Origin of the sequence: Corynebacterium faecium (assembly GCF_027257105.1) — a bacterium.
Taxonomy (GTDB): Bacteria; Actinomycetota; Actinomycetes; order Mycobacteriales; family Mycobacteriaceae; genus Corynebacterium; species Corynebacterium lehmanniae.
Window position 1 is genome coordinate 63,082 of the sequence record NZ_JAPYJX010000001.1, and the last position, 12,254, is coordinate 75,335.

At 68.6% G+C, this 12,254-nt stretch carries 8 protein-coding genes; 2 read left to right on the forward strand and 6 right to left on the reverse strand.

All coding sequences use genetic code 11. From position 1 onward, the window contains the following. Positions 1–2: 2 nt before the first annotated feature. The 6 genes from O5O53_RS00375 to O5O53_RS00400 are packed head-to-tail and all read right to left on the reverse strand — an operon-like array spanning position 3 to position 9,679. Complete coding sequence (locus O5O53_RS00375) at positions 3–1,079, reverse strand: potassium channel family protein (RefSeq protein WP_181889968.1); 1,077 nt, start codon at positions 1,077–1,079, stop codon at positions 3–5. Continuing rightward, a complete protein-coding gene (locus O5O53_RS00380) occupies positions 1,076–4,387 on the reverse strand; it encodes an ATP-dependent helicase (RefSeq protein ID WP_269507792.1) in 3,312 nt (1,103 codons plus the stop codon). The genes O5O53_RS00375 and O5O53_RS00380 overlap by 4 nt, the downstream gene beginning before the upstream one ends. Continuing rightward, positions 4,380–7,502 carry an ATP-dependent DNA helicase gene (locus tag O5O53_RS00385; RefSeq protein ID WP_269507794.1) on the reverse strand — a complete coding sequence of 1,041 codons (3,123 nt, stop codon included), beginning with the start codon at positions 7,500–7,502 and terminating at the stop codon, positions 4,380–4,382. Before O5O53_RS00385 ends, O5O53_RS00380 begins: the two co-directional genes overlap by 8 nt. Before the next feature lie 17 nt (positions 7,503–7,519). Then, a complete protein-coding gene (locus O5O53_RS00390; protein ID WP_269507993.1) occupies positions 7,520–8,251 on the reverse strand; it encodes a hypothetical protein in 732 nt (243 codons plus the stop codon). Between the two features lie 10 nt (positions 8,252–8,261). After that, a complete protein-coding gene (locus tag O5O53_RS00395; protein WP_269507996.1) occupies positions 8,262–9,443 on the reverse strand; it encodes a DUF3152 domain-containing protein in 1,182 nt (393 codons plus the stop codon). Between the two features lie 11 nt (positions 9,444–9,454). Then, positions 9,455–9,679 carry a DUF3107 domain-containing protein gene (locus O5O53_RS00400; RefSeq protein ID WP_194560880.1) on the reverse strand — a complete coding sequence of 75 codons (225 nt, stop codon included), beginning with the start codon at positions 9,677–9,679 and terminating at the stop codon, positions 9,455–9,457. Between the two features lie 141 nt (positions 9,680–9,820). Here O5O53_RS00400 and O5O53_RS00405 point away from each other — a divergent pair, with 141 nt between their 5' ends. Further along, positions 9,821–11,041 (forward strand): DEAD/DEAH box helicase, encoded by a 1,221-nt coding sequence (locus O5O53_RS00405; RefSeq protein ID WP_437177832.1) that lies wholly within the window; start codon positions 9,821–9,823, stop codon positions 11,039–11,041. Then, entirely contained in the window at positions 11,038–12,249 is a 1,212-nt protein-coding gene (locus O5O53_RS00410) for an Rv3212 family protein (RefSeq protein WP_269507998.1), read from the forward strand. The genes O5O53_RS00405 and O5O53_RS00410 overlap by 4 nt, the downstream gene beginning before the upstream one ends. Positions 12,250–12,254 lie beyond the last annotated feature (5 nt).

The following is a 12,254-nucleotide window of genomic DNA, read 5'->3' on the forward strand; positions in this document are numbered from 1 at the left end:
GGTTAATCCCGGTTGGTGATCGCGCCGTTCATGCGCACGTACAGCAGGCGATCGCCCGGCTCGACCGTCTCCGCCTCGGGGGAATCGATGCGGTAGAGCTCGCCGGAGCGCACCACGCCCAGCACGATGTCGGCGAGGTGGCGGGGGTTCGCGCCGACCTCGTCGTCCGCGATCGGGCGCTCCGCAACCGCGAAGCCCTCGTCCGGGCTGAGCAGGTCTTCCATCATCTCCACCACCGGCGGGGTCACGGTGGCGATGCCGAGCAGGCGGCCCGCGGTTTCGGAGGAGACGATCACCGAGTCCGCACCGGACTGCATGAGCAAGTGCTGGTTCTCGCCTTCGCGCACGCTGGCCACGATCATCGCGCTCGGCGCCATCTCGCGCACCGACAGAGTGATCAGCACGGCGGTGTCGTCCGACGACGGCGCCACGATCACAGACCGCGCGCGGCTGATGGCGGCCACGCGCAGCACGTCCGACTTGGTGCCGTTGCCGTGGACGGTGATCAGCCCGCGCTTCTCGGCGACGGTGAGTGCGGCCGGGTCCGGGTCGATGACCACGATCGAGGACGGCGACGCGCCGCCGGCGATCAGGGCGTCGATTGCGGAACGGCCCTTGGTGCCGTAGCCGATGACAATAGTGTGGTTACGCACGCTATTCCTCCACTGTTGGATCTGGAGTGTCTTGCGGGAATCCTCCGTGAGCACCGACAAGGTGGTGCCGACCAGGAGCATCAGGAAGGCCACGCGGGCCGGGGTGATCAGAAAAATGTTAATCAGGCGGGCGGACTGCGTCACCGGCGTGATGTCGCCGTAGCCCGTGGTGGACAGCGTCACCGCGGAGTAATACAGCGCGTCGATGAACGTCAAAGGTTCGGAGTAGCCGTCCCTGTCCAAGTACGCCACGAACGCGACGGCGACGATGAGCAGCAACGCGTAGAAGAAGCGGCGCGCGATCAGCGACCACGGGGTGGCGCGCGCCGCCGTGGGGATGTTCACAACGTCCAGCAAGCTGTGCACCGGGATCTCGGTGAGGTTGGTCGCGTCTGCGCGCAGCGACAACAGGCTCCGAAGCTTCATCCCTGCCGCTCCTCGCTTTCTAGTGCAATGTCTTCGCCGGGCGTGCCGGTGCCCGCGCCTCCGAGCATTGTCTCGAGCTGGTCAAGATCCGGCAAGGCGCGCGGCGCGAACGTCTCGCCCGTGCGCACGTAGAAAAATACCGCCCGCACCGGCTTGCCGTCACGTGCGATCCGGCGCCACGCCTCGCGGTAGACCGAAAGCTGCAGCTGGGCCGATTCCATCGCGTCGCGGCCTGGCTTTTCGCCAGTCTTCCAGTCCACCACGACCCAGCCGTCGTCGGCGGCGAAGACGGCGTCCATGCGCCCGCGCACTACCGAATCGCCCAGTGCCAGCTCGAAGGGGTGCTCGACGTACTCGGGCGTGCGCCCGGCCCACTCGCTGGCCTCGAAGTTGCGCTTCAGCCGCTCCAGGACGGCGCGGTCCACTTCTGCCTCGTCGTTGCCCGGCAGCTCGTCTTCTGTCAACAGTGGGCGCGCTCCGTAGAACTGCTCCAGCCACTCGTGGAACGCGGTGCCGCGCTTGGCGTAGGTGTTCGGCTTGAACGGCACGGGGCGGCGGGCGCGGCGGGCGAACTGCTCCGGGTCTGCCTTCAGCGCCACCACGTCGGAGGCGGTGAGCTCGCCCGGCATGACCACCGGCACGTCCGCGGCCTGGGCGGCGCCGTGCTCCTCAATCAAGGCTGTGGCGTCGCGCTCCCAGAGCGAGAACAGCTCGCCTTCGGCGTAGTCCGGCAGCGTATCCATGGCGGTACGGACCGCTTCGGCGGCCGCGATGTCGCGCGGCGTGGGCGCGTAGTGGGGCCAGCGGCCGGACTCCGGCGCTGCCGCCTCCTGCGTGGCCTCTTCCGTGTCTTCCTCGGGCGCGGTGCCTTCGTCCCAGACCACCACGCACTCCTCCGGCACGCGTTCGCGCATGGCGGCAAAGTGCTCGTAGGGCTCTGCCTCGCGTGCCACACCTTCGCGGCGGCGCGAGCCGGTGACAATGAGTTTCTTCCCGGAGCGGGTCACCGCCACATAGAACAACCGGGCGGCTTCCTCGGCCAGATCCCCGGCGACCTCTTTGAGCCAGGCTTTGCCGGCCTTCTCAAAGTCCGAGCGGTTCTCCACGTCCGCGAAGACCGGGTAGACATCCGGGTCGCCGAACGTTTCCGGCGGCAGGAAGCGCGGGAAGGTGAGGAAGGTTTCCGTCTTGGATTTGTACGTCGCCGCGTCCGCGTGCAGCACCGCCACGGTGTCCCACTCCAGGCCCTTGGCCTTGTGCGCGGTGAGGATCTGCACCCGGTCCTCCTTCACCGCCACCGATCCCGGGGCCAAGCCGTCCTCGAAGCTGCGGGCGAGCTCGAAGAAGTGCAGCAGCCCGTCCAGGCTCGCGCCCGGGTACGCGGCAACCTCCTCAAGCAGGCGGTCCAGGTGCACCGCACCCGTGGCGGAGCCGCGGGCGAGCACTTCGGTGCGGATGCCGAAGACGTGGATGATGTCGGCGAACAGGTCGCTTAGCCGCTTGCCCAGGCTGTGGGTACGCAGCCAGCGCAGCTTCGCCGCGGTGTCCCGCATGCGCGCAAGGCCTTCCTCGCTGTAGCGCTCCGGCTCGCCCAGGTCCGCCAGGGCGTCCGTGAGCCCTTCGGGCTTGTCGGAGCTGGCGGAGATCTCTGCGGCGCGGGCCACGAGCTCCTCCAACTGGGCGTGCAGGTGTTCCGCCGAGTCCGCCGGGGCGGTCTGAGGCTGGGTGTCAACGCCCGAGCCGTGCAGGTTGTTCGCGCGCGACGCCAGCGCCTGCAGGTCCGCCAGGCCCAGGCCCACGGCGGGTCCGCCAAGGACGCGCAGCGCGGCGGCGGTGTCGTCTGGGCGCACCAGCATCGTGGCGATGGCGACGGTGTCGGCGACCTCCGGGACGTCGAGAAGCCCTGCAAGTCCCACGATTTCGTAGGGCACCCCACGCTCCTCCAGCGCCGCCGCGAGCACTGGCGAGTGGCGGTTCTTGCGCACCAGCGCGGCCGCGGAAAGCGCGCGTCCTTCCTGCGCCGCCGCCCGGTATTCCTGTGCGAGCGCGTCTGCCACGTAGGCGATTTCCGCGTCCTGGTCCGAAAAGAACCCCAGGGTCACATCACCCGCATCCGCGGCCGGTCGGGGCTCTAGCTGGGCCACGGCCCTGTCCTCGGCGGTGCCCAGCACCGCGTCGGAAACGCCGTTGGCCAGGTCCAGCACCTCAGGCGGGTTGCGCCAGGAGGTGGTCAGCTGCTTCTTCGGCGCCGCGCCTGCCGGCGACGGGAAATCCTCCACGAACGCGGCCAGGTTGGCGGCGGTCGCGCCGCGCCAGCCGTAAATCGCCTGCATCGGGTCGCCCACTGCGGTCACTGTCAGCGACGGGTCCGCGCCCTCGCCGAACAGGCTGCGCAACAGCACGCGCTGCGCGTGCGAGGTGTCCTGGTACTCGTCCAGCATGACCACGCGGTAGCGGGAGCGCTGCGACTCCCCCACTGTCTTGTGGTCGCGCGCCAGCTTCGCTGCCACGGACATCTGCTCGTTGAACGTGACCACGCCGCGGCGGCGCAGTTCCGCCGCTAGCTCCTCCACCAGCGGCAGCATGTTTACGCGCATTTCCTGCTTGGAACGCCATTTCGTGAGCACCTTGGTGAACTCCACGCGGGCGCGCGGGGCCATGGGGTAGGACTCAGTTTCTGCGAGGAAGTCGTGCGCGTGCTCGCGCACCCACTCGGGCGAGGCCAGCTCGTTGCCCATCGCCGTGGTCAGCGCGAGCAGGTCCTCCACCACGGTGGACAGCGACGGGTTGGAGCCCAACTCCGTGATCAGCCCGCCGGAGTAGTTGACCACCACGTCTGTGGCGATGGCGTGCAGCTCCGCATCCGTGATCAGCCGGGCGTCCGGCTCCACCGGCACCAAAAGGCCGTATTCGCGAATCAGCTCGCCGGCGTAAGAGTCGTAGGTGGACACCGAAGGCGCGATCACCTCCAGGTTTTTCGCCAGCTCGCCGGACGGGTCGAGGCGGCGCACCAGGTCGGTGTTGGCCGCGAGCGAGCCCAGCCGGTCCCGGATGCGCTTGCCCATCTCCTGGGCGGCCTTGCGGGTAAACGTCAGACCCAAAACCTCGTCCGGCCGGGCGTAGCCGTTGGCCACCAGCCACACCACGCGCGCGGCCATGGTTTCGGTTTTGCCCGCACCTGCGCCGGCGACCACCAGCAGCGGGCCGGGCTCCGCGCCGATCACGGCGGCTTGCTGGTCTGTCGGCGGGTATTGCTGCCCCAGGTAGCGCGACAGAAGCACGGGAGACATCGGGGTGGGGTTAGACATGGTGGATTGTCGCTCCTTCCGGCTGGATCGGGCACAGCGCTCGCACAGCGCAGCGGTCGCACTGCGGGCCGACCACGGCGAGCAACGTCGGTCCTGCGGTTTCCTCGGGCAGCCCGTCGAGTGCGGCGGCGAGCGCGTCCAGCTCTTCGTCGGTTTTCGCCGCCTGCTCACGGGTGCTTAGCGTCTTCTTCTTGGCGTTCGGGTACACCAGCACCGCCCCGCCCACCGAAAGCGCATTTGCGCCGTCGCGCGCGGTGACCACCTTGCCGCCGTCGAATTCGCCGTGCGCCAGCGCCAGCTGGTAGGTGGCCAGCTGGGGGTTGTCCGCGGTGGCGTCCTTGGTCGGCGGGTACGCGCTCGTTTTCAGGTCCACAATGTGCACCGCACCGCTGCTGTCGCGCTCGAGGCGGTCCAGCCTGCCGCGGATACGCACACTGTCGCTGACCTGGACGTTCACGTCCGCTTCCACCGCGACCTGCTCAAAAGCCCCGCGGCTGGCCTGCAGCCAGCCATGGGTGCGCTCGAGCATGGCCCGAAAGTCCGCGATGTCGCGCTCAACCTTCCACTCCGGGGCGTTATCCGCGGCCCGGCGCGCCGCCACGGTCGCATCCAGCGCCTCGGCATCGTCCATGCCGTTGCCCAGCGCTTCGAAGTAGGCGTGCGCCATGGCGCCGTAAATCATGTCCAGCGATTCATCCAGGCCCGACATCCGTTCCAGCACCGCCTGCATGGGGCAAGCGAGCAGCTTTTCCACCCGCGACGGCGACAGCGCCGGCGAGACGCCGAGCGGTTCGCTTGTGGACGGCTCCGTGGTCGTCCACCACTGCTCCGGATCCGCGCCCAGCACGCCGGCGGCCGCCATGCGCGCGAGTTGGCGGGACGCCTGGCTGCGCTGCGCCTCTGTGGATGCTGGGTCTGTCAGCACGCGGCGGAACTCGGCGATCAGGTCGCCGTGCGCGAGCACGCGCACCACTGTGCTTCCGCCCTCGGCCCCAGCGGCAGCGCCCGCACTCTGGCCGACGATCCGGGCGGCGTCCGCGGACGTGCCCGCGATGCGCACCTCGCGCGGCTGCACCTTGAAGTCGCGGCAGAACTCCTCCACGAAACGCGAGCGCTGCTCCACTTCCTCGCCGTCGTCGCTTTCTACGGCGGTGACCAACAGCTGCTCCGTGGCGCGGCTGGCCGCCACCGTGAACAGGCGGCGCTCCTCCACCAACCGCTCGTTGATGTGGGAAACGGGCACACCGGGGTCCACGTCCTTGTCGATGAGGTCCACCAGGTCTTCCTGGCGGAACAGCGACCCGGTCTCCCCCAGGCTCGGCCACGTCAGCTCCTGCACGCCCGCCACGACCACGCGGCGGAACTCGCGGCCAACCGCTCCGTGGGCGGTGAGCAGTGCTGCGGCGTCCGGGGTGGCGTTGCGGCGGTCGCGCACGCCGGTGGGCAGCTCCTGCTCGGTGATGGACGCGACGAAGGATTCGATGCCCGCGCTGGGCCTGCGCTCCGTGTGGTCGCCCGCGGCGTCAAACAGCGCCATCACGGCGTCGAGGTCCCGGTCCGCCTGCGAGCCGGTGGCGCCGCCGCGCAGCGCGGACGCCAGCAGCCGGTTGGACAGCCCCGTGGCGTGCCAGAGCGCCCACAGCACTTCCTCCACCGTGCCGCCGCCTGCTAGCGCGCTGCGCCCGGCGTCGAGCACGTCGCGCACTCGGTGCAGGATGTCCAGCTCGCGGTCCGTGAGCACGGTGCCGAAGTCCGGGAGCGCGGTCGGGGTGGCCAAAAGCTCGCGCAGGCTTTCCTCCGCGCGGGTCTCCGGCGACCAGCGGCGCAGGCCGCGCAACAGCCTGCGCAGCGTCACCGGGTCTGCGCCGCCGACCGGGCTGAGCAGCAGGTCGCGCCACTCGGTGGCCGAAAGTTCCTCGTACAGCGCGCGCACTCCGAGCAGCAGGGCCGACACAATGCGCTGCTCCCCCAGCACCAGGTCGGTGGGGTTGAGCGAAACCGGCACCCCGGCGCGCAGCAGCGCGCGCCGCATCGGCTCAAGCAGCGGCGTGGAGCGCACCACCACCGCCATGTCGCGGTAGGCCACGCCCTCCTCCAGGTGGGCGCGGCGAAGCGTGTCCGCCACGAGCGACAGCTCGGCCGCGCTGGAATCTGCGATCGCGGCGGACCGCACAGGCGTCCTGCGGGTTGCGCCGAGGTCGATCACCTCGTGCTCCAATCCGCCGAGGTCCTTGAGAAACGCTGGGGAGGCGCCGCGGAAGTGGAACACGGACTGCTCCAGATCCCCGCCGACGACGCCGAGGTCCGCCTGCTCCAGCAGCCGTTGCACTAGCGCCGCGGATGCCGGCGCCAGGTGCTGCGCGTCGTCCACGATCACGGTGTGCCACGTGCGCGGCAGTTCCACCTCCAAGGCGGCGGCAATCAGCTCGGATGCTGAGAGGCGGTGCGCGCCGGACAGCGCCATCACCTGCTGGTACTCGCGTAAGAAATCGCCCGAGGCGGACCAGATGCCAATGCCGTGGCGCTGTCCCAGCTCGACCAGGTCCTCCGGGCCCAGGCCGCGCTCAATGGCGCGCAGCAGAAAGTCCCTCAACTGCCGCGCAAAACCGACCATGGGAAGCGCCGGGCGCAGCTCCGCGGGCCAGGTGCCGCCGCCGTCTTCAGCGTGGCCCCGCAGCAGCTGGCGGATCACCGCGTCCTGCTCCGCGCCGGAGATCAGCCGCAGCTCCTCGTCCATCTGCTGTCGCACCAGCGCGAACGCGAGCGAGTGCACGGAGCGCACCACCGGCTCGTCGGAGACAAACCCGGAAGCGGCCAGCGTGTCCGCCAGCTCCGCGCGCAGCCTCGCGCCGGTCTCCTTCGAATCGGTAAGCACCAGTACCCCGCCCGGGCCGTGCTCCGCTTCGCCGCCTGCGTGCCTGCGCATCGCGGCCGCGGCGGTGTCCAGCAAAAAGCTCGACACCCCGGAGCCCGGCTCGCCCGTGACTTTGTGCAGGCCTTGTTGGGGCAGATCAACCGGCCATTCGCGCCGCGTGTTCGGGCGTGTGCGCGGCACGAGGTAGGCCTTCGGCTCGAGTACCGCCGGGGGCACGGGAGAGGGTCTGGTGGAAGTCATGACGTCGATTGTGTCACTCACTCCGACACGAGGACCTCATCAACCCTCTCAACTATCGAACGTATGTCCGAACCCGCAGCTCGTGCGCAGGCCGCGCGGTACTCCAGCGCGCGCCGCGCCAGCCCCCGCAGCTCCGGCACATGCGCCCACCTGTCCAGCACGGCCGCATCGCAGGCCTCAGCGAGCAGCCCGTCCACAATCACCAGCGCCGCGGTGAAACCTCGGGGGCGTTTGCCTGAAGACGGCACAAGGTCCGTCAACGTCGGCACCATATCCCCGGAAAAGAGCAGGCAGGACACAAAATCCATGTGCGCCACAACGTCGTCTGGCTGCGGCGTGTAGTCGCGCCACACCGCGCGCTCTGCCGTCGCGAACGCGTCGCCACGGTCCGCCGCCGGCGGTTCAACCCCGGCCATCGCCTCGTCGTAGCGCAGGGCGGCGGACACGGCTTCGTCGATACGCGCGCGCACCTGGCCCTCAACAAACTCGCTGGCCTTGAAGCCGCCCACGACCAGGCGGCCGTCAGTGGCGCGCACCGGGCGCGACACGGCGATGCCCGCGCCGAACTCGCCAGCATGATCGCGGGCCTTGCCGGACCAGGCCGCAGTGTCGCTGGCCTCGGAGACCACCACCCGACCGAAGCGGACGCCGTTGTCCCACTCCGGGCCCAAAGGGATGCCTGCCCGGCCGTCGAGCTGGAACGCCGACAACACATGTCCGGGGATCTGCTGTGCCGTTTGCTCTGCCACCTACAGCCTCCTACAGCGCCGCTGGGCGCGGGTAGGGCCACGGGTTCGTCCGGCAGGTGTCCGGGTTGTCCGGGTAATTGTCCTCCGGGCTCATCTCCCGCAGCTGCGCATTGTTCAGGCTTAAGGTCTGCTGCATCATGATCGGCGCCAGCGCGTTCGGCTCCGGGCACGGCACGTGCTCCGCAAAGCCCACGGCGTGGCCCACCTCGTGGTTGATCAGGTACTGGCGGTAGCTGCCCAGATCACCCTGGAACGGCACGGCGCCTCGCACCCAGCGCGACTCATTGAGCAGCACCGTGTCCTCGCCCGTGATGCGGGTGCGGCAGCTGGTCTCGGTGCCGATCTGCACGCCGCACAGCTCCGCCGTGGTGTCCAAAGAGGTCAGACGGATTTTCAGCGACGGGTTGTCGTTGACGCTGACGTGCTCGAAGCGGAAGCGCGGGTCGTTGATCCAACCGCGCGGATCGCTCAACGTCGCGTCAACCATGTGCGCAAACGCCTCATCCCCGCCGTAGCCCGAGGTGTCGATGCCATGCTCGACCTCCACGGCGAAGCGCACCACCAACTCGGTACCTTCGCCTGCGGTCATGCCTGGAGCACCCACTTCGTAGAAGGTGCCGGCTCCGGTGGTGGTGTACGGCCCGCCCGGCGGCAAGTTGTGCGGATCAAACTCGCCTTCGGCGATCTTCGCCGGCTCCAACGGCTCCACACCGCCGTCCGGGTCTTCCTCGCGCTGCGCGGGCGAAGACGCTGCGGATTCCTCCTCCTCAGCAGAGGAAGCGGTGGAACCAACGGCCAGGTCCTCCGGGTTTTGGAACATGTTGATCAGCACAAAGACCGTGATCACGGCCAGCACGGGGATGGCGTAGGCACGCCAGCCGTACTCCTGCGCAAACGCGGCGAGCTTGCCATCACCAGCCTCGGCGTGCTTCGAGGAGGTTTTGGGCCCCCATGAGGCACCGTGAAGCTTGGCGCTTTTGCGCGTGCGCTTTTCGTCACTGCGACGGCGCGGGCGCGCGGGCTCCGAATCTTCGGATTCGAGATCCCAGCTATCGAACCAGTCGCCGAAATCATCGTCGCCGGTTTCACGGGCACCGAATTCGCCATCGCCAGGGCGGCGGTGCGCCCCGTGGCCGCCCCCGGTGGAGCCGCCGCGGGCGTCCCGCTCATGTGCGCCGTGCCGTTGTGCCATAAATGCGTAATTTAGCGCATGAACCCGACGGATCGGGCTGCGGCAGTACCCTGCTCCACGTAGACGATGCGGTCGGTGCGGATGAGGTACACGCGGCCCTTGTCGTCCTCCACCTTTAGGGTGGCCTGGCCGCCGTCAATGGCCTGCTCCACGGTGGCGATGATGTCGTCCTGGCCCTCCGGCAGCTTGATCGTCAGTTCGCGGGGGCTGTCTGCAAGACCGATCTTGATATCCATGGCGCCATTGTAACGGCCTGTAGTTAAGATAAACGCGTGCCCTATTCAGCTGAGAGTGAACACAACCGCGCCTCAACTGGCGCCCCGGCTGGCGACAAATCGCTACCGCCGACGTTTGTTCAGCTTGGCGTCGCCGCTGAAATCACCGATGCGCTGGCGCAGCGCGGCATAGTGCGCCCCTTTTCCATTCAGGAGCTCACGCTGCCCCGCGCGCTGGCGGGCCGGGACATCATCGGGCAAGCCCGCACCGGCATGGGCAAGACGTTCGGTTTCGGTGTCCCGCTCTTAGACCGCGTGTTTGACGACGCGGACATCGACGAGCTCGACGGCACCCCGCGCGCGCTGGTGATTGTGCCCACCCGCGAGCTCGCCGTGCAGGTCGGCGACGACCTCGCCTACGCCGCCTCCGAGACGCCGGTGCGCGTGACCACGATTTACGGCGGCCGCCCGTACGAGGACCAGATTGCGGCGCTGGAAGCGGGCGTGGACGTGGTCGTCGGCACGCCCGGGCGCCTGATTGACCTGCACGAGCGCGGCGACCTCACACTATCCACCGTGGCGATTCTGGTGCTCGACGAGGCGGACGAGATGCTGGACATGGGCTTCTTGCCCGACATCGAAAAGCTCTGGGCGGCGGTGCGCGATGACGCGCAGACGATGCTGTTTTCCGCCACCATGCCGGGTCCGATTCTTTCGCTTGCGCGCGCGAAGATGAACACTCCGGTGCACATCCGCGCCGAGTCCGCCGACGCCCCGCGCACCCACGACACCACCCGCCAGGTGGCGCTGAAGTCCCACCGCATGGACAAGCCCGAAGTGGTCGCGCGCATCCTCCAGGCCCGCGGCCGCGGGCGCACCATCATCTTCGCCCGCACGAAGCGCTCCGCCGCGGAGCTTGCGGAAGACCTCGCGCAGCGCGGCTTTACCGTTGCCGCGGTCCACGGCGATCTTGGCCAGCGTGCGCGCGAGGCGGCGCTCGATGCTTTTCGACGCAGCTCGGCCGACATCCTCGTCGCCACCGACGTCGCCGCCCGCGGCATCGACGTCGAAGACGTCACCCACGTGATCAACTTCCAAACTCCGGATGACCCGATGACGTACGTGCACCGCATCGGCCGCACCGGCCGCGCCGGCAAGAACGGCACCGCTGTCACGCTGGTGGGCTACGACGAGGTGCGCAAGTGGGAAGCGATTAACGACGAGCTGTCGCTGGGTGCCCGCGAGCTGCCGGAGTGGTTCTCCACCTCGCCGGAGCTGCACGAGACCTTGGATATCCCGGACTCAGCTACAGCACGAGTGGGACGCCCGCGTAAAGTGCTCGGAGCACGCCCAGCACGAGCCTCAGGAAGGAAACGGCGATGAATTCTCCCCTGCGTCGCACCCGCGGCGACCTGATCGCTACCGGAGTGATCGCAGGTGTCTCAGCGCTGCTGCTGGGCACCGCCTTTTTCACCGCCCCCGCGCGCGACGCGCACCTGGATTCTGCCCAGGAAGAACACCAGGACTACGGGCAACTCGCCGTGGTGCCGAAGTCTTTCAGCGAAGGCTTTTCCCTGCCGGACACGTCCGGCCGCGACCAGCCGCTGGTGGCCAGCGGCATGGTGATCACGTACAACGACCACACGCTCACCGCCACTACCCCGGAGGGTGAGACGGCGTGGACGTACGAGCGTCCCAACGAGCTGTGCCTGGTGGACCAGGCCTGGGGCAAGGTTGTGGCCACCTACCGCGACAACGCGGGCTGCGGCGACGTGGTTGCCATCGACGCGAAGACCGGCAAGTACGCCGGCACCCGCTCGGCTAGCGCGCCGGACAACGTGGTGCGCTTGGCGTCGAACGACCGGGTGGGCTACGCCAGCTCCCAGCGCGCCGAGGTGTGGCGCTCCGACCTGGTGCGCACCGTGGAATACGGCTATGTGGAGGCGAAGCAGGAGCCGGACATGCAGCCCAACGAGTGCACCATCACCTCTGCGCTGACCCGCACGGAGCTGGTCGCTGTCACGGAGATCTGCGACGACGGCGCGTACTTGCGCCTGCAGGAGGCCACGCCGGAGGATTCGCGCAAGCCGGAGGTTGTGGCCAACATCGAGATCAGCCCGGACGCGTATTTGGTGTCCATCTCCCAGGACGCGGCCGCGGTCTATGACCCAACCACCTCCGAGGTGCGCGGTTACGACAAGGAGGGCACCAACATCAGCTCCTCGTCAGTGCCGCAGATGGACAGCCCGGAAGTCGGCCCGGACGGCATTATCAAAAATCTTCCCGTGGCCGACCTGCCGCACCACATGACCTACTGGGAGAACAACTCCCTGCTGCTGATGGAGCCCGCAGCGCTCGCCGTCACGGGCGTGTTCCAGGGCGCGCTGGGCACTGGTTTCTCCGCCGGCGAGAAGCTGCTGTACGCCTCCGACAGCGGCATCGCTGTGGTGGATTGGGACAAAAACGCCGTGGACAAAATCATCCCGGTCGACCGCGGCGGCTACGCCGGCCCGGTGCACATCTCTTCCGCCGGCGCCACCGTGGTGGAAAAGCGCGGAGACGAAGTTGTGGTGATGAAGGCCAACACCTAAGCAGT

Coding starts and splice junctions, on each gene's coding strand:
- O5O53_RS00375 (WP_181889968.1), bottom strand. CDS start 1,079: ATGAAGCTTCGGAGCCTGTTGTCGCTGCGCGCAGACGCGACCAACCTC.
- O5O53_RS00395 (WP_269507996.1), bottom strand. CDS start 9,443: ATGGCACAACGGCACGGCGCACATGAGCGGGACGCCCGCGGCGGCTCC.
- O5O53_RS00410 (WP_269507998.1), top strand. CDS start 11,038: ATGAATTCTCCCCTGCGTCGCACCCGCGGCGACCTGATCGCTACCGGA.
- O5O53_RS00400 (WP_194560880.1), bottom strand. CDS start 9,679: ATGGATATCAAGATCGGTCTTGCAGACAGCCCCCGCGAACTGACGATC.
- O5O53_RS00385 (WP_269507794.1), bottom strand. CDS start 7,502: ATGACTTCCACCAGACCCTCTCCCGTGCCCCCGGCGGTACTCGAGCCG.
- O5O53_RS00380 (WP_269507792.1), bottom strand. CDS start 4,387: ATGTCTAACCCCACCCCGATGTCTCCCGTGCTTCTGTCGCGCTACCTG.